At 59.9% G+C, this 20027-nt stretch carries 18 protein-coding genes; 9 read left to right on the top strand and 9 right to left on the bottom strand.

Going from position 1 to position 20027, the window contains the following annotated elements; translation table 11 throughout:
• From NKH37_RS23455 to NKH37_RS23420, 8 genes are all read right to left on the bottom strand, one after another.
• The gene (locus NKH37_RS23455; RefSeq protein ID WP_353041525.1) at positions 1 to 1230 is read right to left on the bottom strand and encodes a MalY/PatB family protein; all 1230 of its coding nucleotides are present in this window, start codon (positions 1228 to 1230) and stop codon (positions 1 to 3) included.
• Between the two features lie 59 nt (positions 1231 to 1289).
• The gene (locus NKH37_RS23450) at positions 1290 to 2057 is read right to left on the bottom strand and encodes an amino acid ABC transporter ATP-binding protein (RefSeq protein WP_353041647.1); all 768 of its coding nucleotides are present in this window, start codon (positions 2055 to 2057) and stop codon (positions 1290 to 1292) included.
• A gap of 24 nt (positions 2058 to 2081) precedes the next feature.
• Complete coding sequence (locus NKH37_RS23445; RefSeq protein WP_502906001.1) at positions 2082 to 3206, bottom strand: amino acid ABC transporter permease; 1125 nt, start codon at positions 3204 to 3206, stop codon at positions 2082 to 2084.
• An 18-nt stretch (positions 3207 to 3224) separates the two neighbouring features.
• The gene (locus NKH37_RS23440; RefSeq protein WP_352642183.1) at positions 3225 to 4412 is read right to left on the bottom strand and encodes an amino acid ABC transporter permease; all 1188 of its coding nucleotides are present in this window, start codon (positions 4410 to 4412) and stop codon (positions 3225 to 3227) included.
• Positions 4413 to 4482: 70 nt separating this feature from the next.
• Positions 4483 to 5496, bottom strand: coding sequence for an amino acid ABC transporter substrate-binding protein (locus tag NKH37_RS23435; protein WP_352642185.1), 1014 nt, complete (start codon positions 5494 to 5496; stop codon positions 4483 to 4485).
• Between the two features lie 164 nt (positions 5497 to 5660).
• Positions 5661 to 6623, bottom strand: a complete 963-nt coding sequence (locus NKH37_RS23430) for a LysR family transcriptional regulator (RefSeq protein ID WP_352483467.1) — start codon at positions 6621 to 6623, stop codon at positions 5661 to 5663.
• Positions 6624 to 6667: 44 nt separating this feature from the next.
• Positions 6668 to 6949: a hypothetical protein gene (locus NKH37_RS23425; RefSeq protein WP_352483466.1), complete on the bottom strand. Its 282-nt coding sequence runs from the start codon at positions 6947 to 6949 to the stop codon at positions 6668 to 6670.
• Between the two features lie 274 nt (positions 6950 to 7223).
• Positions 7224 to 8006, bottom strand: coding sequence for an IclR family transcriptional regulator (locus NKH37_RS23420; protein ID WP_352483465.1), 783 nt, complete (start codon positions 8004 to 8006; stop codon positions 7224 to 7226).
• Positions 8007 to 8248: 242 nt separating this feature from the next.
• Here NKH37_RS23420 and NKH37_RS23415 point away from each other — a divergent pair, with 242 nt between their 5' ends.
• The 9 genes from NKH37_RS23415 (at position 8249) to NKH37_RS23375 (ending at position 19344) form a co-directional block, all read left to right on the top strand.
• On the top strand, positions 8249 to 9850 hold the full coding sequence (locus NKH37_RS23415; RefSeq protein ID WP_352483464.1) for an ABC transporter substrate-binding protein: 1602 nt from the start codon (positions 8249 to 8251) through the stop codon (positions 9848 to 9850).
• A gap of 12 nt (positions 9851 to 9862) precedes the next feature.
• Positions 9863 to 10720 carry an alpha/beta hydrolase gene (locus tag NKH37_RS23410; RefSeq protein WP_353041521.1) on the top strand — a complete coding sequence of 286 codons (858 nt, stop codon included), beginning with the start codon at positions 9863 to 9865 and terminating at the stop codon, positions 10718 to 10720.
• Complete coding sequence (gene ggt / locus NKH37_RS23405) at positions 10717 to 12330, top strand: gamma-glutamyltransferase (RefSeq protein ID WP_031195105.1); 1614 nt, start codon at positions 10717 to 10719, stop codon at positions 12328 to 12330. The genes NKH37_RS23410 and ggt overlap by 4 nt, the downstream gene beginning before the upstream one ends.
• A gap of 58 nt (positions 12331 to 12388) precedes the next feature.
• Entirely contained in the window at positions 12389 to 13366 is a 978-nt protein-coding gene (locus NKH37_RS23400) for an ABC transporter permease (protein ID WP_352483463.1), read from the top strand.
• 1 nt (position 13367) lies between these two features.
• Positions 13368 to 14291, top strand: a complete 924-nt coding sequence (locus NKH37_RS23395; RefSeq protein ID WP_084643072.1) for an ABC transporter permease — start codon at positions 13368 to 13370, stop codon at positions 14289 to 14291.
• Positions 14288 to 15250 (top strand): ABC transporter ATP-binding protein, encoded by a 963-nt coding sequence (locus NKH37_RS23390; protein WP_023722414.1) that lies wholly within the window; start codon positions 14288 to 14290, stop codon positions 15248 to 15250. Before NKH37_RS23395 ends, NKH37_RS23390 begins: the two co-directional genes overlap by 4 nt.
• Positions 15247 to 16305 carry an ABC transporter ATP-binding protein gene (locus NKH37_RS23385; protein ID WP_353041519.1) on the top strand — a complete coding sequence of 353 codons (1059 nt, stop codon included), beginning with the start codon at positions 15247 to 15249 and terminating at the stop codon, positions 16303 to 16305. The genes NKH37_RS23390 and NKH37_RS23385 overlap by 4 nt, the downstream gene beginning before the upstream one ends.
• 19 nt (positions 16306 to 16324) lie before the next feature.
• Entirely contained in the window at positions 16325 to 18205 is a 1881-nt protein-coding gene (locus NKH37_RS23380; protein WP_353041517.1) for a CocE/NonD family hydrolase, read from the top strand.
• A 455-nt stretch (positions 18206 to 18660) separates the two neighbouring features.
• Positions 18661 to 19344: a recombinase family protein gene (locus tag NKH37_RS23375; RefSeq protein ID WP_353041515.1), complete on the top strand. Its 684-nt coding sequence runs from the start codon at positions 18661 to 18663 to the stop codon at positions 19342 to 19344.
• 271 nt (positions 19345 to 19615) lie between these two features.
• On the opposite strand, the gene NKH37_RS23370 is transcribed toward NKH37_RS23375, so the two are convergent.
• Positions 19616 to 19939, bottom strand: coding sequence for a hypothetical protein (locus tag NKH37_RS23370; RefSeq protein WP_353041513.1), 324 nt, complete (start codon positions 19937 to 19939; stop codon positions 19616 to 19618).
• Positions 19940 to 20027 lie beyond the last annotated feature (88 nt).

The raw sequence follows: 20027 nt of genomic DNA, 5'->3' as shown, positions 1-20027 counted from the left end.
TCACATGGATGCCAGCGCGCTGGACATGCGCTCCAGCCCTCGGCGCAACAGATGACGCGGGCAGCCGACATTCAGACGAATAAAGCCTTCGCCGCCAGGCCCATACACGCGCCCGTCGTACAGATTGACACCCGCCCGATCGACGAAGAACTTCTGAATTCCACCCACTCTGCGATCGAGCGCGCGCGCATCCAACCACACCAGAAACGATGCGTCGGGCCGCATGGGCGTAATGCCTGGAAGGTATTCGCCGGCGAATTCGCAAACCAGATCAATGTTGCTGGCGACGTAGCCTGTGAGTTGGTCGAGCCATGGCGAGCCGGCGCTGTAGGCAACCTCCAATGCTAGTCGGCCGAAAAAATTCGCGTTCACCATGAATGACGCCTGCATTGCGGCGAGAAGCGTCTCGCGGCGCTTTCTGTTGGCGACCGAAATGGTTGCCGAAGGAACCCCGGCGAGGTTGAAAGTCTTCGTCGGGGCGGTGCAGATGAACGACTTGTCCGCGGCATCGTCCGAGATGGAGGAGAAGACGATGTGGGAACGATCCGACAGCCTGATGTCGCAGTGAATGTCGTCGGATATGACCAAGATCCCATGGCGCTCACAAATGTCGTTCAGCGCCGCCAATTCTTCGCGTGTCCAGGCCATTCCGGCAGGGTTGTGAGGATTGCAGAGCAGGAACACCTTGGCGCCGCCCGCCAGTTTCTCGAAATCCTCCAGATCGAGCTCATATCTGTTGTTCTGCAGCCTCAGCCGGTTCGTAAGCAGAACCCGCCCGTTTCCCTGAACCACTTCGAAATAGGGCGAGTACACGGGCGACTGCACGATGACGCCGTCACCGGGCTTGGTGAAGGTTCGCAGTATCGCAGCCACCGACGGCATGATCGCCGGCGCGGGAAGCAAGGTCTCCAGTTTCGGCGACCAGTTGTGCCGGTGCGCGAACCACGATTGCACGATCTCATAGTGGCGCGGATCGCGGCGTGTGTAGCCATAAATGCCGTGGTCCGCGGCTTCGCGCAGCCGCGCGATGACCGTTTCCGGGGCACGGAAATCCATATCCGCCGTCCATAGGGAGAGCAGGTCTTCTCCCTCGACCCGTGGCGAGAACTCATCCCATTGGTTGGCCCATTTGACGGACCCGAATTGCTGGCGGTCGTGGATCTGGTCGAAATCGACTTCCGCAATATTTCTTTGCCCGAGCGCCGATGCGGGCGTGTCTGCACAAGCCATTTGCTTATCACCAGGAATCTGTTGCCACGGTTGCGGCCGCTTTGCCGCTGCGGACGTCTCTATTTGAGGATTTGAGCCAGAAACTGCCGCGCCCTCTCCGATCGGGAGTTGGTGAAGAACTGATGGGGCGTGTTCGTCTCGACGATCTCCCCGCGGTCCATGAACACCACGCGGTCGGCCACCTCGCGCGCGAAGCCCATCTCATGCGTCACGCACAGCATCGTCATGCCTTCGCCGGCGAGCGACACCATCGTATCGAGAACCTCCTTGACCATCTCCGGATCGAGGGCAGAGGTCGGCTCGTCGAAAAGCATGATCTTGGGGTTCATGCAGAGGGCCCGGGCAATTGCAGCGCGTTGCTGCTGGCCACCCGACAACTGCCCGGGGTAGCTGTCCGCCTTCTCCGCAATTCTGACGCGCTCCAGATAGTGACGCGCCATTTCCTCAGCCGCCGTCTGCGGCATCTTCCTCACCCACACCGGCGCCAGCGCGCAATTCTCAAGCACAGTAAGGTGGGGAAACAGATTGAAGTGTTGAAAAACCATCCCGACATTGCTGCGGACTTCGTCGATCTTGCCCAGATCCTCGGTTAGCGCCTTGCCGTTGACGATGACCTCGCCCGACTGATGCTCCTCAAGATGGTTGATGCAACGGATCATCGTCGACTTGCCCGACCCCGAGGGGCCGCAGATCACAATGCGCTGCCCCTGTGTCACCGAGAGGTTGATGTTCTTGAGCGCATGGTATGAACCGAACCATTTGTTGACGTCATGCAGCTCGATAGCGATCGCCTTGTCGTGGGGCGTTGCCTTCGTTGCCGCGTGCATTGCTTGTGGCATCATCATCGCGTCCTAGGATTTGTGGCCACGCGCCAATTGGCGCTCCATCGATTGCGAGTAACGGGACATGCCGAAGCAAAAGCCCCAGTAGACCAGTCCCGCAAAGAGGTAGCCGGTTGATGAGATCGTCGGGCCTGCCCAGTTCGGATCGACGCGCGCCGTTTCGACGGCCTTCAGGAAATCCGCGATGCCGACGATGGCGACCAAAGTCGTGTCTTTGAACAGACCGATGAAGGTCGAGACGATGCTCGGTATGACGATCGCCAACGCCTGAGGGAGGACGATCAGGCGCATCATGTCGAAGTAGCTGATCCCGAGCGCCTTGGCCGCTTCGTATTGGCCCTTCGGGATCGCCTGAAGGCCGGCTCTCACAACCTCAGCCATATAGGCGGAGGAGAACAACGCTATCGCGATGAGCGGGCGCAGCAGACGATCAGGCGTCAGATAATCCGGGACGAAGAGCGGCATCATGAAGTTCGCCATGAACAACACCGTGATGAACGGCACGCCGCGGACGACTTCGATGAATGTGACGCAAACCGTCTTGACGAAAGGGAGTTCCGACCTGCGTCCAAGCGCCAGGATAACCCCGATCGGAAGCGAGAAGACGATGCCCACGATCGACATCAGCAGCGTGATCAAGAGACCGCCCCAGAGCGTCGTATCGATGACAGGCAAATGAACCAAGGCAGCGCCGCGCACGAGAACGAACGCGGCAACAGGGTAGACGAGGAAGAACAGCAACGCCGCCACTTTGCGCCGCGGAGCCTTCGTCCACAGGAGGCCAACGATGAGAATGGCGCCGATCGCCTGTGCAAGGTCCACGCGCCACCGCTCGGAAGCCGGGTACGCGCCGTATCGCAGGTAGTCAAACTTCTCGGTAATGAAAGGCCAGCAAGCTCCTTGGCTGTTCGCACGGCAAGCTTCGTGGCCGCCGCTCCAGACCGCGTCGAAGATCGCAAAGCTCAGAAAGTGATGCAGCAGCCACGCGGCGACGAGGACAAAGCATATTGTCAGCGCGCCTGAGCACGGCGTCGAAAACAGATTCTTTTTCATCCAGGTCACTGGACCCGGCCGAACGTCCGCGGGAGGCGCCATCGCTGGTATCAGCGCGCTGCTGACAACTGGCGAATGCATGGACTGATCGCTCATGCGTCACCTCTCAACGATCGCAAAATGTCGGTTACACGCGTTCATGGCCAATGACGTGGCAAGGGAGATAACGAGATAGACCGACAGGGTAATCGCCATGACCTGGACGGCGGCTCCGGTCTGGTTGAGTACCGTCCCGGCAAAGATCTGAACAAGGTCGGGATAGCCGATGAACACTGCAAGCGACGAGTTCTTGATGAGATTGAGATACTGGCTTGTCAAAGGCGGTATGATGATGCGCAGCGCCTGGGGAACGACGACCAGACGAAGCGTCTTGCGCGGCGCCAGCCCCAGCGCATACGCAGCCTCGGTCTGCCCCTTTGGCACTGCCTGGATTCCACCTCGGACGATCTCGGCGATGTACGAACCGGTGTAGACCGACAGACCGATCAGGAGAGCGGCAAACTCCGGATAGAGCTGATGCCCGCCTTGAAAATTGAAACCCCGTAGCTGCGGCGCGACGAACGAGACCGGCTCGCCAGCCGCCAAGAACACGACCAGCGGAAATCCTATCAAGGTCGCCAGACTGACCAAAAGCACCGGCAGCTGCTTGCCCGTCCGTCTCTGGACGCTCCTGGCGCGAAACCAAAATGCAACGCAGCAGGAAATGGCCGCCACGAATGCCAGGCCCACCAGCCCCGCTCCCGGATGCAAATGAATCTCCGGAATGATGAGGCCGCGATTGTTGAGGTAGATGCCGCCGGGAATGGCGATGGACGCCTTCGGGGAGGGCAACGGCTTGAGGACAGCGTTGTACCAGAACAGCAGCTGCAGCAACAACGGGACGTTGCGCACAAGCTCGACATAGGCGGTCGCCACCCTCGAAACGATCCAGTTCGGGGACAGGCGAGCAACGCCAATGACGAAGCCAAGCAAGGTCGCCAACAAGATTGCGAGGACGCTGACGTAGAGGGTGTTGACCACTCCCACCCAGAAGGCCTGACCGTAAGTGGAAAGTGCATCGTACGGTATCAGGGTTTGATTGATGTCGAAGCCAGCAGACTCATTCCAAAAATCGAATGAGAGCGGAATCCCCCGAACCCGCATATTCGATGCGGTCTGCATGCCGATGCCCAGGGCCACGGCCAGCAGGCAGCCAGCAAGCAAGAGCTGGTAGAAGACGCCGCGCACTCTCGTGTCGTGCAGCGAAAGGCTCCTGCGCGGTGGCGCGGGAAGCGACAAATCGGACATGGCCTGTTCCTATCGAGATCCGTGCAAGGCGCTGGTGGCAATGCGCCAGCACCTTGCAACCATGCTTTGCCTAGCGGATCGGCGGAGCGTACTGAACGCCGCCTTTGTTCCAGAGCGCGTTCATGCCACGCTCCATTTTCAGCGGGGAGTCCTTGCCGACATTCCGATCAAACACTTCGCCGTAGTTACCGACCTGTTTGATCACCTCGACCGGCCAGTCGTCGCCGAGCCCGATGTCCTTGCCGATGCTGCCTTCCAGTCCAAGCAGACGGCGGATGCTGGGATTGTCCGACGACTTCATCGCATCAACGTTTTTGGAGGTGACCCCGTATTCTTCGGAGGCCACCATGACGTAAAGCGTCCACTTCGCCACATTGAACCACTGGTCGTCACCCTGCCGCACTGCCGGGCCAAGCGGCTCCTTGGAGATCAGTTCGGGAAGAACGATGCTGTCGTCCGGCTTGGGCATGCGAAGCCGCGATGCGTTCAAGGTAGAGGTGTCCGCCGACAGGACGTCGCAACGCCCCTCCTCGTAAGCCTTCACGACAGCTTCCTCGTCGGCGAAGCCAACCGTGGTGTACTTGATCGACTGCGAGCGAAAATAGTCGGCAAGGTTCAACTCGGTCGTGGTGCCCTGGGTGACGCAAATCGATGCGCCCTCGAGCCCCTTGGCTGACGTGATGTTGTCCGCCTTGCGCACCATGAATCCCTGGCCATCATAGAAATACGTGCCGGCAAACAGTATGCCTAGCGACGTATCGCGGGACGATGTCCAAGTTGCGTTATGCGCGAGAATGTCGATCTCTCCCGACTGCAAGGCGGTGAAGCGATCCTTTGGCGTCAATGGGATGAACTTGGCCTTTTGCGCATCCCCAAGCACGGCAGCGGCCACGGCGCGACAATAGTCGACCACAAATCCGGTCCATTTGCCTTCATTGTCGGGAAGACTGAAGCCGGCGGTGGCCGAATTCGTGCCACATGTCAGCACGCCTTTTTTCTTGACATTGTCGAGGGTTGCGGACCACGCCGAGGAGGCGGTGCACGCGATAGCGAGGCCAAGAAGGCCCTTGAACGTTGATCTCATTTCGGAATTCCCCTGTTTTTGTTTGAAAGGAATGTGCTCTCCAGGCTAAGTATTCGTCAAATCGATTGTTCTCATGATGAAAATGAGCGTCGCGCATAATTGCGAAGCACTCCTCGCAGGTGAAAAGGCGCTTGAGTCGTAAAACAGACGACAGCGCGCGCGACCTATTTTGCGGCCGACCCCGGTGCTCCGACGGTCGACCCTTGGTGTCTCTTGGTCCGCGACTCGTTGTCGATGCCCACGATGATTTCCCGGAGCCACTTGGTCCCCGGGTCATTCGCCATCTGGCGGTGAACAATAAGCCAGGCATTCACATTCGATATGGGAAGGGGTGGCGGGACCAACGTCACCTCACTCCTCTCGTCCAGCATTTGCAGGATGGCATCACCGCAATGGGTAATCAGTTCAGTGCCGCGAAGCGCCCAGGGCAGCACCAGATAGTTCGAGATGGTCGCAACGACTTTGCGACGAAGACCCATCTGTTTGAGGGCGGCATCCGCGAGGCCTTCTGCCAGGCCATCTGCGGAAATCTGGAGGTGAGAACTGGCCAAATACGTTTCTAATGTCATTGCGTTTCTGGCAATCTTGCTTCCACTCCACACCGCGCAAAACAGTCGGTCCTGGCCAAGCTCCACCTTCAAGAGACCTGGGTCGTCGCGTATCGCTGCTCCCGTCAGCGCACAGTCGACTTGTCTCAAATAGACCGATGAACCGATTTCAGGTCCGTTTGCGGGAATGACGTTCAGCGTCGCGCCAGGAGCTTGCCTAGAAAATTCTCGAATGAGGCCTGGGATGAAAACCATGGCATGATAATCTGTAAGTCCAACGCGAAAATTACGTCGGGTCGTTGCTGGATTGAATAACTGATGCCGATCGATCGATGCGCGGATCGTTGCAAGCGCGGCAGAAATATCTGACAACAGCTCAACTGCCCGAGGAGTTGGCCGCATCTCGCCCCCATCTCTGGTGAACAATTCGTCCTGCAATAGATACCGAAGCTTCGATAGGGAGTGGCTTACAGCTGATTGTGTTCTGCCTAATTCGATAGCCGCGCGCGTCACGCTCCTTTCACGCATCATCACGTTAAAGACTCGCAATAGATTGAGGTCGATATCGTTATAGTTCATGGAACTACCCTCATCTGCCACAGAGACGGACGCGCTAGGCCGCGCTACCACGTTGGATTGCGACGGTGACAGATGGCGCACGAAGAGTGAAGATAGAAGTCCTGCGCCACGCCTTTGACTCTGGCGGTTGAACAGGTGACGGCCAAGGCGGCGGCGCGCAATTTCCCCTCGCTGCGGATATTGCGAAGCTCGGTTTCAAACATATCGAGAGCTTCATCAATGAGTCCGACGGCGAGCGTTGCGAGCGTTTTGCGCTCGATAAAGACATCTGATCGGCACTGCTGGCGAGCAACCGATGCAAGACTGCGAGTTTTGAGCTCCGCCAATAGTTTGTGCTGCTTGGGTCCGCAACGAGGGTCGCCAGCGGAACGTCCGCTTGCTGATGACTTCATCCTAGAAGCTGACCCGTCTGCTGGCGGCCCCAACTAGCCGCGTACCTTTAGGTCCACACAGGTTCATAGACCCCTTTTTGAAGAGACTCAGCTTGCATTAAAAACTAGTCCTCCTCCTGGATGGGCCGCCTCCGCCTGCGAGTAGGCGAGCGCCATAGCCAGGAGATTCTCGATCCCAACCGGGCCTTTGCCGAGGGCGCTCGCTGCATCATTTCATAACCGGTGAGCGGAAACCGAGAGCGGCAGAAATTCGCTGGGCGGCTTTGGCCACCATTTCACCGAGTTCGCATATGCGTTCTTCTGGTACGCGGTTTTCCGGGGCAGCGATGTTCAGTGCTGCGACTATCTTGCCAGGGGAAGCGAACACAGGCGCGGTGATCGAAATCAGATCGTCATTGATCTCGCCGTGACTGACAAAAAATTTTGACTTCCGAATCTGCTCAAGCCCGGTCCGCAGAAGCTGGGGATCGGTCACGGTTTTCTTGGTGAAGCGCTTCAGGGGGCTGGCAAGAATGGCTTCGCGCTCGTCATCTTCAATATGGGCCAAGAATGCCTTGCTCGAACCTGCATGCAGTGGACGCCGCCGGCCTACAATCGCGTTAACCCGAAGATCCCGCTTCGGTTCCCATTTGGCGACGCAGAGGCTTTCATGGTCATCGCGGATTCGCAGTTGCGTGGTCTCGCCGATCTCGCGGCCGAGTTCTTCCAGCACAGGTGTTGCGATGCGGATCAGGTCCATCTGTTCGCTGGCGGCATGCCCTAGCATCAGTGCGGCGAGGCCGAGGCGATAACCCTTTCCGTCTGTCGAGCGCGCCAGCAAGCCGCGCCGCACCAATGTCTGCAAAAGCCGGAACGCACGCGCCTTGCTGTCGCCAGAACGCCGCGCGATTTCGGAAACACCAAGGTCTGCCTCGCCCGCGACGGTCTGTAACAGGCTGATGGCGCGATCGACGGAATCCACCGTGTATCGGGTCTCTACTTGAACGGTCATGTCTTCGATCAACCCCCAAAAACGTCACATACCCATATAAGCTATCGATTTTGTTTCGTCTAGTGAAACAGCGGTTTATCTGTATTGACAAGAGCAGGGCCTTGTTTTTCAACTGCCTGGTCAATGGAAGGAGGCCGGCACCGTTAACGGGTCCAATTTAAGAGGGCACGACGATGGCAAGCGGCGGCAAAAAGAACTCCTCCGGACTGAACTATCCAGAGTGGACACGGAGAAAAACGAGAATGATCAGCCGGACAATTTCACGGCGTGCGCTGATGCGATGGGCGCTCGGCAGTGCCGCTATTTTGCAAAGCACCAGTTGGAGAGGGCTTGCCCAGGCGGCTGCAAGAGGCCAGTTGCGGATCGGCATGGCCGCTCCGCCGACGACCTTGGATCCGCATCTGAAGAGCAATGCTCCGAACAATGCGCTTGCCACACATATTTACGATACGCTCGTCACAAACGACGAAAAATCAGTCTCCAGACCGGGGCTTGCGACGGCCTGGCGGGTGATCGACGACACCCATTGGGAATTCGAACTCCGGCCTGACGTGCGCTTCAGCGACGGCGAACCGCTGACGGTGGACGACATCACTGTCTCCTTTGACCGAGCCAACACGATCGAAAGCACGGCCTCCTTCCGGACCTATACGCGCAATATCAAGTCAATCACCTCACCTCAAGCCGGCAAGCTTGTCATCGAGACGAAGCAGCCGGAGCCCCTGCTGTCCAATTCGCTCAGCCGCATTCGCATCATCCGCGCTAAGTTCAAGGATGCGACAAGCGACCAGTTCAACAACGGCACCGCCTCGATCGGCACGGGTCCCTATGTGCTGAAGGAATATGTTCCCGGTAACCGTGTCGCACTCTCCGCCAATCCTAACTACTGGGGCGCGAAGCCTGCTCTGCCAGAGGTCGAGCTTCGCATCGTCACCGATGCCGGCGCGCGGCTTGCGAACCTGCTTGCCGGCGACCTCGATCTTGTTGAGCAGGTGCCCTATGAAGGCATTGCGCGCGTCGAAAAGGACGAGCGGTTTCATGTCGTCCGTGGTGTCTCGAGCCGGGTCGTCTTCTTCTCGTTGGACACGTTCAGGGACGTGTCGCCCTTCATCACCGACAAGGACGGCAAGCCACTCGACCGCAACCCGCTGAAGGATCTGCGCGTGCGACGCGCGCTGTCCATGGCCATCGATCGTAAAGCCATCGTTGAACGCCTGATGCAGGGCAATGCTGTCGTTGCCTCGCAATTCCTGCCGGTCGGCGCGCCGGGCACTTCAGCTGCTATCAAGCCCATTCCGTTCGATGCCCAGAATGCCAAGGCGTTGCTCGCCGAGGCCGGTTATCCAGATGGATTCGGCTTGACGATCCACGGACCCAACGACCGCATCGTCAACGACTCCAAGATCGTGCAGGTGGTGGCCCAGATGCTCACCCGCATCGGCTTGAAGGTCAGCGTCGACGTCATGCCCTGGTCGGTTTATGCCGACAAAGCGGATGCGCATACGTTCAGCTTCAATCTGGATTCTTGGGGCGTAAACACAGGCGAGACTTCGAACCCGCTGACGGCGCTGATCGCGACGCAGAATTCCGACGCTGGTCTGGGCATCGCCAATTCGGGCCGCTACTCCAATCCCGACGTCGATGCCAAGCTCGCCGTGGCCAAGCGGACGCTCGATGATGCCAAGCGCGAAAAGATGCTGTCGGAAATCAGCGACATTGTCTTCAACGATGTCGCCCTGATCCCGATGCACCACGAGGTTCTCGTGGTGGCTGCCCGCAAGGATATTCAGTTCATGACGCGGGCCGATCAGTACACGCTGGCCATGAACGCCAAGACTGCCTGAGGAGTTGTCGACTTGACGAGCACTACCATTGGGTTCGTTGCGGATCCCGGTCGCGCTATCTATGATCTTGGCGCGACCGCAATCTTTGCTTCCAAATCAGATCCGCGCTTTCACTATTGCCTCTATGTACCGCGCTCGGTCGGAGACGGCGCCAAGGTCGATCTGCTGGTTGCCATGCACGGCACTGGCCGAACCTCCTTCCTGGACTTCCGAGACGGTTTCGCCGAGTTCGGGCGCTGGAATGACTGCGCCATTTTGTGCCCGGTGTTTCCAATGGGCGTTCTGGGCGATGGTGCCCGCAGCGGTTACAAATACATGCTGGAAGGCGACATCCGTTACGATCAAGCGTTGCTCGCCATCGTCGAGGAAGTCAGTGCCAAATACCGTCAGGACTGGAGCCATTTCGCCATGTTCGGCTTTTCCGGCGGCGGGCATTTCACGCATCGTTTCGCCATTCTGCATCCGGATCGGCTGTGGGCGGCTTCGATCGGCGCGCCCGGCTCGGTGACCCTGCTCGACCCGACCCGGGACTGGTGGGTAGGCATTCGCGATCTTCCAGAGAAGTTCGGTATCACCTTCAACGCCGCGGTACTGGCCAAGGTGCCTGTCCAGATGATTGTCGGCGACGCTGATCTGGAGACTTGGGAAATCACGCATCGTGAAGGCGGGACCCACTGGCTGCCCGGAGCCAACGATGCCGGCCGCACGAGGCCGGAACGCCTCAGGGCATTGTGTCAATCGTTCGAGCAAGTGGGCGTGCGCGTCCGCTTCGATTTGCTGCCGGGGGTCTCCCACGACCGATTGGAGGTTCTTGATCCCGTCCAGGATTTCCTCGCAGAAGAACTCAAGCAACGACGGAACGCGTCGTGATGAATGCAATGATCGTTGCGCCACAGCCCGAAGCGGTGGAGGCAGGCGCCCTCGTGCTCAAGCGCGGCGGCAACGCCGTCGATGCGGCGATTGCCTGCGCTTTCTTGCAGGGCGTCGTGGATCCACAAATGTCCGGCCTTGGGGGCTTTGGCTCTATGCAGGTCTATATGCCACGGCGCGGCGTGCACGAGGTGCTTGAGTTCTATGCAAGGGCGCCGCTCAAGGCCTCCCCGGATATGTGGAGCGAACTGCTGGTCGGCCAATCGCGCGACGGTTTCGCTTTTCTGCTGGAAGGCGGCATCAGCGAGGTCGGCTATCTCGCCGTCTGCACCCCCGGCAGCGTCAAGGGTTACGCGGAGGCGCTGGCGAGATACGGCACCTTCGATTGGGCCGACGTCATCGCACCCGCGGCCGGGCAGGCGAGGCGAGGTTTCATGGTACGTCCGCATGTCCATTGGTATTGGGCGCAGGACGGAGTCGATACCGGTGAAGTGCGGACCCTCGACAAGCTCGGTTTCAGCAAGACCGGACGCGCCATCTATTTCCGCGCCGACGGCACGGTGAAGCTGCCGGGCGACATAGTCGTCAACGCCGACCTCGCGCATACGTTGGAGCGCATCGCTGCAGCTGGCCCTGATATCTTCTACAAGGGCGAGATCGCCGACGAAATCGCGGCCGACATGGCCGCGAATGGAGGCCTGATCGAGAAAGACGACCTGGCCAACTATCAGCTCTCTACCGCCGAGCCACTCTGGGGGGAGTATCGCGGCTACGATATCGCGACCAGCCCACCGCCCGCCAGCGGCATATCCATGCTGCAACTGCTCCATACCCTTGAACATTTTGACATCGGTGCCCTGGGCCACGGCAGCACCGAGCATGTCATCGTACTGGCAGAGGCGATGAAACGCATGACCATCGACAAAGATCGACACCTCGGCGATCCAGCCTATGTCGATGTGCCGGTCGGGCGTCTTTTGTCCCGGGAGTATTGCGGTCAAATGGCCGACGAGATCAAGGCTGGGGTTCGGGCCGAAGTCCAGCGAGTGGACGACCGGTCGCCGCGCGAGACGACGCATATCTCGGTGATCGACCGGGAAGGCAATGCCGTCGCCTTGACCCACACGCTGGGCAGTCCGTCGGGAGCGATCACCGATGGCTTGGGTTTCATGTATAACGGAACGATGAGTCGCTTCGATCCGAGGCCGGGCAGGGCAGGATCGCTGGCCCCTGGCAAACGGCGAGCCAGCTCAGCGGCACCCACCATTGTCTTCAAGGATGACCGGCCGGTAATTGTGATGGGAGCGCCGGGCGGCAGCTATATCGCGCCATCCATGGCCCAGGGCCTGATGAACATCATTGATTTCGGCATGAGCATGCCGGAAGCGGTGGCCGCCCCGCGGATCGTGGCGGTGTCGAACACGATCGACGTCTCCAACCGCATTCCGCGCTATGTCACCGACGAAATCGAGGGCAAGGGCTACGAGGTGAAGCGCTCGTGGCAGAGCTACGCTTTTGCCGCTCTTCACGGAATCCAGATCGAGGACGGAGTTTGTCGTGGCGGCGCCGATCCGCAACGCGACGGCATGGCTATCGCGGTGCCGGCGTGACGGGTCTTGCGCACACGACCGGCGATACTTCCGGGCAAGCGGGCTGGGGAAGGACGTCATGACCGCTGCCATTGTGCGTCGTCTGTTTCAGGCCGCAATGGTCATGTTTGCCATGACCGTCATCGTCTTCATCGCGGTCAACGTCATTGGCGATCCGGTCGACATTCTGATCTCGCCCGATGCGGACCAGATCGAGCGTGCGCGCGTCGTCCAGGCACTTGGACTCGATTTGCCGCTTTGGCAGCAATATCTCCGCTTCCTTCAGGCGGCGCTGCATGGCGATCTCGGCCAGAGCTACGTTTACAATGAGCCGGCGCTCGGGGTGATCCTCCAGCGCCTGCCGGCAACGCTCGAACTGGCCGTCTCAGCGATTCTCATTGCTATCGTCGTCGGCGTGCCGCTCGGCCTCTATGCCGGGCTGCGGCCAGATGGCATCGTCAGTCGCATCATCATGACTGTCAGCATTCTTGGTTTCTCGCTGCCGACGTTCTGGGTCGGTCTGGTGCTGATCATGCTTTTCGGCGTGCAACTCGGATGGCTGCCGAGCGGCGGACGCGGGCAGACTGCCGAATTGTTCGGCGTCCAATGGGCATTTCTGACCAAAGACGGCCTTGCCCACCTGATCCTGCCGTCGTTCAATCTCGCTCTGTTCGATGCCTGCCTCATTCTACGCCTGACACGCGCCGGTGTCGCCGAAGTCCTGCCGCTCGACTACATCAAATTCGCCCGGGCCAAGGGACTCAAGGAGACGCGGGTCATCGGCGTCCATGTCTCAAAGAACATCATGATCCCGGTGGTGACCATCGTCGGCCTGGAGTTCGGTTCGATCGTCGCCTTCTCGGTCGTCACCGAAAGCGTCTTCAGTTGGCCAGGCATGGGCAAGCTGATCATCGACAGCATCAACGTGCTCGATCGTCCGATCATCACTGCCTACCTGATGGCGATCGTCGCCTTCTTCGTCATCATCAATCTCGTCGTCGACCTCACTTACACCGCACTCGACCCTCGGGTGCGGCTCCAGGGCGAGGGATCGTAACATGAGTGTCGACACCTTGCCGCCGCAACTGCCGACCGACGCTGAAAGAGGTGAGGAGCCCCCGTTCCGGATACTTATGCGGGCGTTCTTCCGTTCGCCCGTGGCCGTCGCCGGTCTGGTGTTGCTGGCGGCGATCGTTCTGCTGGCGCTGCTCGCACCGTTTATCGCGCCGCAAAATCCATATGACCTCAATCAACTGGATATCATGGATAGCCGACTGCCTCCCGGCTCGCAGTCGATGGCCGGCATGACCTATTGGCTCGGCACCGATGACCAAGGCCGCGATATGCTTTCCGGCATCATCTACGGCTTGCGCATATCCCTTGGTGTCGGCGTCAGTTCAGCGCTCTTCGCGGCGCTGTTCGGCGCATCGCTCGGTCTGCTCGCCGCCTACATAGGCGGCCGCACCGAGACAGCGATCATGCGCATCGTCGACCTGCAACTCTCCTTCCCGTCCATTCTCGTCGCGTTGATGATCCTTGCCTTTCTCGGGAAGGGCATACTCAATGTCGTACTCGCCCTGGTGATCGTCGAATGGGCGACCTACGCCCGTGCAGCGCGTGGCACCGCATTGACGGAACGCCGCAAGGAATACATGGAAGCCGCAGAATCGCTTGCCATTCCGCGATGGCGTATTCTGTTCGTCCATCTGCTGCCGAACTGCTTGCCGCCGCTGATCGTGATCGCGACGGTGCAGGTGGCGCGCGCCATTTCCCTGGAGGCGACCTTGTCCTTTCTGGGCCTTGGCGTGCCGATCACCGAGCCCAGCCTTGGCCTGCTGGTCGCCAACGGCTACCAATACATGCTCTCCGGCATGACCTGGATCAGCTTCTACCCTGGCGTTGCGCTGCTGATTACCGTGGTTGCGATCAACCTCGTCGGCGACCGGCTCCGCGACGTGCTCAATCCGCGGGGGCGCGAATGAATGCGGCTGTGCTCGAAGTCCGCGATCTGCGGACCCATTTCGGAGCGGCAAAAGCCGTTGACGGCGTCTCGTTCAGTGTCGCGCGCGGCGAGGTTCTGGGTCTCGTTGGTGAAAGCGGGTCCGGAAAATCGGTCACCGGCTTCTCCATCATCGGCTTAGTCGATCCGCCAGGGACGATCGTCGGCGGCCAGATAGTGTTCGACGGCCGCGACATCACCCACTCCAGCCGCGAGGAGATGCGAGCGCTGCGCGGCCGCCGCATGGCCATGATCTTCCAGGATCCGATGATGACGCTGAACCCGGTCCTGCGCATCGATACGCAGATGATAGAGGCGGTACAGGCGCACGAAAACGTCTCGCGAGCGGACGCCAGGGCGCGGGCGCGCGATGCGCTGGGTATGGTCGGGATTCCGAGCCCGGACGAACGGCTTCGGGCCTATCCCCATCAGTTTTCCGGCGGCATGCGCCAGCGCGTCGTCATCGCTATCGCGCTGCTGCACCGGCCGGACTTCATCATTGCCGATGAGCCAACCACCGCGCTCGACGTGACGATCCAGGCGCAGATCCTCGCCGAGATGCAAGAGCTCGTGGCGCAGAACAACACGTCGCTGATCTGGATCACCCATGATTTGGCCGTCGTCTCGCGTCTCGCCGACAGGATCGCTGTAATGTATGCGGGTCGTATCGTCGAATCCGGGTCGGTGTCGGACGTTCTCGGCAGTCCGTGGCATCCCTATACTGCTGGGTTGATCGGCTCCGTTCCTAGCCGTAACCGGCGTGGCGAGCGGCTGCATCAGATCCCCGGAATGACGCCCAATGTTGCGCGGCTACCGACAGGGTGCGCTTTCGCCCCGCGTTGCGCGCGCGCCGATGCCATGTGTGCCCAGGCGGTACCGCTGTTCACCGCGGGGATGCGCGAGCATCGCTGCGTCCATCCTTTGCCGGAATTCCGCAAATGACCTTCTCCACACCCCTTGCAGCAAGTGTTCAAGGCGACGGCTTGGCGGGCTCTGCCGAGGCGGCGCCGCTGATCGAGTTGAACGACATCTCCCACAGCTTCGGCACACGACCGGATTTCGCCGCCCGGCTGGCGATCTCGCTCAAACTTGGCAAACCAGCGGCAAGGGTGCAGGCGGTCGACGGCGTCAGCCTCGTCGTTCGCAGGGGCGAGGTTCTGGGCCTTGTCGGCGAGTCGGGATGCGGCAAGTCCACGCTTGGGCGGATCGTCGCCGGCATCGTGTCGCCGACCAGTGGATCGGTATCGTGGCGCGGCAAGGATTTGAAGACGCTGTCGTCGTCCGCGCGGCGCGAGGCCAAGCTGCGCGTGCAGATGATCTTCCAAAACCCTTATGCCTCGCTCAATCCCCGCTGGAAAGCTGCCGATATTGTCGGCGAGGCACCACGCGTTCATGGTCTGGTGGAGGGCGGTCTCGGCGTCTTTGTGGATGAACAGTTTCGACGTGCGGGCCTGGATCCGGCGCTGAAGCATCGCTTTCCGCATCAGTTCAGCGGCGGTCAGCGCCAGCGTATCGGCATTGCGCGCGCATTGGCCGTGCAGCCGGAGTTTCTGGTGTGCGATGAGGCCGTGGCAGCCCTGGATGTTTCCATCCAGGCGCAGATCCTGAATCTCTTCATGGATCTGCGCGAGAGACTTAACTTGACCTATCTGTTCATCAGCCATGACCTCGGAGTTGTCGAGCACATTTCCGACCGTGTGGCGATTATGTATCTCGGCCGCATCGTCGAAGAGGCTCCGGCCGAGGAGATATTCGCGCGGGCCAACCATCCCTATACGCAGGCGCTTCTCGCCGAGGTGCCACGCCTCGAGACCACCAAACGCAGCTTCGCTGCAATCAAGGGTGAATTGCCCAGCCCGCTTTCGCCGCCGAACGGATGTCACTTCCACCCGCGATGTCCGCACACGATGCCTCGCTGCCGGATCGAGGTACCTAGGATGAAGTTGGTTGCGGCCGGACACAAGAGCGCCTGCCATCTCAACGACGCCGCCTCTTGAACGCCTGGGAATTATACAAGTGACTGACCGCCAGGCATTCCAGCCGGTGACTGATGAAATGGCGCTTTGTCGTGACGTCATGGTGACGATGCGCGACGGGGTCAGGCTCGCGACAGACATCTACCGACCCGCGAGGGAAGGCCGCGCGCTGGACCGGCCTGCGCCCGTCATCATCGAACGAACGCCTTACGGCAAGGCGATGACGTCGCGCGCTGAGCTCGAAGTCGGTATGAGCGAGCCGATGGCGCGCGCGACCGTCGCCGAGCATTTTGTGCGTCATGGTTATGTCGTCGTTTATCAGGACTGCCGAGGCCGCTACAGCTCCGAAGGCAACTTCGTCAAATATCTCTCCGAAGGACCGGACGGCTATGACACGCTTGCGTGGATAGCGGCTCAGCCATGGTGCAATGGTCGGATCGGCACCATGGGCCTTTCCTATGCCGCCCACACCCAAATGGCGGCGGCATGCCTCGCGCCGCCGGCACTTGCGACGATGATCCTCGATTCCGGCGGGTTCTCGAACGCTTTCACCTGCGGCATCCGCCAGGGCGGCGCGTTCGAGCTGAAACAGGCGACTTGGGCCTACCGGGAAGCCCGGGAGAGAGCCATCGCCGCCGGTGATGAGTTAGCCCGAAAGGCGATGGAGGCCGAGAACCTGCATCGCTGGTTCAGCAAAATGCCTTGGTCGGAGGGGCGATCGCCGCTTCGCTGGGCGCCGGAATACGAGGCTTATCTCCTCGAACAGTGGCGCCACGAAAGCTTTGACGCGTTCTGGCAACAGGTCGGCATTCATGCGGCCGGCTTTTACGACGCGATACCCAATATTCCGATCGCCCTGATTTCGAGCTGGTTCGATGTCTATGTCCCGACAACCTTCGAAAATCTGGCTGGCCTTGCCCGCAACGGCAAACGGCCGCTCGCCTTGGTCATGGGCGCGGGCTTGCACGGCGACCGCAACCTGACCTTTGCCGGCGACGTAGATTTCGGGCCGAACGCTCCGCTCGGCGGCAATGTGAGCGCAAGCTGGCTCGAGTTTCGCCGCCGCTGGTTCGACCGCTGGTTGAAGGGCGGGCCGGGGGACGATCTCGACAACGAGCCGATCCGCCTTTTTGTCATGGGCGGAGGCACTGGTACGAAAAACGCCGAGGGCCGTCTCGATCACGGCGGGCGCTGGATCAGGGCTCAAGAATGGCCGCTGCCCGATGTGGAGGAGCTAAGCTACTACTTGCATCGCGAGGGCAGGCTCTCGAAGTCCCTTCCTGCGCCCGACGACCCGCCGCTGAGCTATGATTTCGATCCCGCCGATCCAGTCCCGACCATAGGCGGCGCGCTGACAAGCGGCCAACCGATCTTCGCTGGCGGCGGCTTCGACCAGAGGGAGGACGAGAGGTTCTTCGGCTGCCGAAATTTCGGCCTGCCGCTTTCTGCCCGCCTCGACGTCCTTTCGTTCGAGACAGAGCCGCTGGTCAACGATCTGACAGTGCTTGGCAAGGTGGCAGTGGAGCTCTGGGCGGCGACCGATGCGCCTGACACTGATTTTACGGCGAAGCTGATCGACGTTCATCCACCGAGCGCGGACTATCCGACGGGCTTTGCCTTGAACCTGACCGACGGGATTTTCCGATGCCGGTTCCGGCATTCATTCGAAAGAGCCGAGCTGGTGAGGCCAGGTGAGATCATGCGGCTTCGCATCGAGCTGTTTGCAACCGCCAATCTGTTTCGTGCCGGCCACCGGCTGCGGCTGGACATATCCTCGAGCAATTTTCCAAAGTTCGACGTCAATCCGAATACCGGTGAACCAGCTGGCTTCGGTCGTAGCCGTCAGGCGGCGCGCAATACGGTTTTTCTGGATGAGATGCGACCCTCGCGGTTGATCATGGATAAGATTGATACCAACTAATGGCGCGCGTTTGGGCGCGACCGCCACTGTCGAACCTTCGACCGGACACGTCCTTGACCGGATCGCATCTGATCATGAAATTTTGCCGGGCGGCGCGGATGTTGTCTTCGAATGCGGTCCTCCAGGGAACCGTGGGGGCGGGCCGTTTTTGACGAGCCGTGACGTGGATTTGGTAGGCGGCTGATGGTCAGCCCTTCTGCGATCCATCCGAGTGCATCCCTGCTGGGGCTTTCCTGATGAACCGCCCTAGCCAATTCGATTGAGTGGGATACGGTCATGCAACACTGGGGATCGAAGCTGGCGGAGCGATCACTCCGGCAAGTGGTCCTATCGCACCAAGACCCCGCTACACAGAACCACCTCACAACTTCGGAGGCGGCGAGGGTTTCAGCGTCTTCCCTGCCGCTTTTGGCAAGACCGGCGTTGATAGCTGCCTATCGCGAGGCCGACCGACATTGGCGGATTTGATTGCCGTCTGGCGGCGACTTCATGTCGCCGATTGCGCGCAGATGAAAATCCGTATGGAGGAGACGACCTTCGCGAACGGGGACAAACAAGGTGCCACTTACCCGATGGTGACCTTGGCCCCAAATCCCAGCTTGACTACAGTTAGCAGCATGCTGAACGCCATTCACCTTGCCGCCGCGAGGGCTAAGGCGTGCGATGTAGAGTTGGAACTGACCGGCCCCAACGTAGGCACGTTAAACAAATCCGCTCTCGCCTACCTCCGACCGGATGATGTTCTTGTAGTTTGGAAACTCGATCGTCTTGGGCGCTCCCTCGTCGAGATGATGCGCACAATTGATACGCTTCGACGGCAGGAGATTAAGTTTCTCAGCCTCACCGAGCATTTCGATTGCGAAACGGCACATGGACGTTTCGCCTTGCAGATGCATGGCGCAATGGCTGAATACTACCTTGATTTGAACCGCGAACGAACGATCGAAGGACTTAGATCAGCATTGGCACGCGGTCGCAAAGGTGGGCGAAGGAAGAAGCTTGGTGCAGGAGATATTGAGGCCGCCGGCGCCATGCTAAAGGCAGGTACGATTCCCGTCGCCGACGTTGCCAAACGAATGGGCGTGTCACGAACTACATTCTATTCCTACTTCCCGTCCGCACGATCAAGACAGCAGTAGCGGATCGTGTCGATGGCCCGCTTCCAGGGTCCGCCGTCGTTCTCTCGGCGGTTCTACGGGCAGTTAGTTTCTGTCAGGCCAAAGAGGGGCCACTTTCAGCCCCCTCGTTCGAAAGTTGGCTTCCAATCGCGATTGCGCTGCCCGCTGCTGGCCTTCGTAGTCAGGAATGATTGTGAAGAAGCATGGCGATGGACCGGCTGACGATCAGTATTCGAAGCAACGACGGAAAGCGCCATGACGGGTTTGAGATGGATGGACTGTTTAAGGGTTCTCAGCAACCTTCCGCCCTCAGGGATCGCACCATTCGCACCACAATCGGATCGTACGGGATTTTTTCATCGCTGCTGTAATTTATGACAAAGAGCGCGGCACGGTCGTTGCAGACCGCAATGGCGCGGACATATCGGATCTGTTCGTTCTTAATACCCGAGTAGCTGGCCCATCTCGGCGTGACGCGCCTATAGGTCAGTTTCCAGCCCTCCTTTTCATCCTCGACCATGCGGTGCTCGATCTCGGCGCGAAAACTGTGCTTGCCGAGCCTTGCGCCCCACACGGTAAGAAGGGCATCGTTTTCACCCCGTGACGTTGCCCCCAAGTTTTATCCAATCCTGAGTTCGCTCCGGCGATCATTGTTGCCCTGTTGGGCGGTTTGAGCGACGGGCACAGGCGCGGAGCTGATCATG

The organism is Mesorhizobium sp. M1217 (assembly GCF_040318275.1).
GTDB lineage: Bacteria > Pseudomonadota > Alphaproteobacteria > Rhizobiales > Rhizobiaceae > Mesorhizobium.
The sequence above is the reverse complement of the archived record's forward strand: the minus strand, read 5'-3'. Positions and strand labels throughout refer to the sequence as shown.

Bases quoted from the DNA above. Each gene is read 5' to 3' on its own strand.
- NKH37_RS23440 (WP_352642183.1), bottom strand. From the start codon at position 4,412: ATGTCCGATTTGTCGCTTCCCGCGCCACCGCGCAGGAGCCTTTCGCTG.
- NKH37_RS23400 (WP_352483463.1), top strand. From the start codon at position 12,389: ATGACCGCTGCCATTGTGCGTCGTCTGTTTCAGGCCGCAATGGTCATG.
- NKH37_RS23430 (WP_352483467.1), bottom strand. From the start codon at position 6,623: ATGAACTATAACGATATCGACCTCAATCTATTGCGAGTCTTTAACGTG.
- NKH37_RS23450 (WP_353041647.1), bottom strand. From the start codon at position 2,057: ATGCACGCGGCAACGAAGGCAACGCCCCACGACAAGGCGATCGCTATC.
- NKH37_RS23415 (WP_352483464.1), top strand. From the start codon at position 8,249: ATGATCAGCCGGACAATTTCACGGCGTGCGCTGATGCGATGGGCGCTC.
- NKH37_RS23435 (WP_352642185.1), bottom strand. From the start codon at position 5,496: ATGAGATCAACGTTCAAGGGCCTTCTTGGCCTCGCTATCGCGTGCACC.
- NKH37_RS23390 (WP_023722414.1), top strand. From the start codon at position 14,288: ATGAATGCGGCTGTGCTCGAAGTCCGCGATCTGCGGACCCATTTCGGA.
- NKH37_RS23445 (WP_502906001.1), bottom strand. From the start codon at position 3,206: ATGCATTCGCCAGTTGTCAGCAGCGCGCTGATACCAGCGATGGCGCCT.
- NKH37_RS23420 (WP_352483465.1), bottom strand. From the start codon at position 8,006: ATGACCGTTCAAGTAGAGACCCGATACACGGTGGATTCCGTCGATCGC.
- NKH37_RS23455 (WP_353041525.1), bottom strand. From the start codon at position 1,230: ATGGCTTGTGCAGACACGCCCGCATCGGCGCTCGGGCAAAGAAATATT.
- NKH37_RS23395 (WP_084643072.1), top strand. From the start codon at position 13,368: ATGAGTGTCGACACCTTGCCGCCGCAACTGCCGACCGACGCTGAAAGA.
- NKH37_RS23385 (WP_353041519.1), top strand. From the start codon at position 15,247: ATGACCTTCTCCACACCCCTTGCAGCAAGTGTTCAAGGCGACGGCTTG.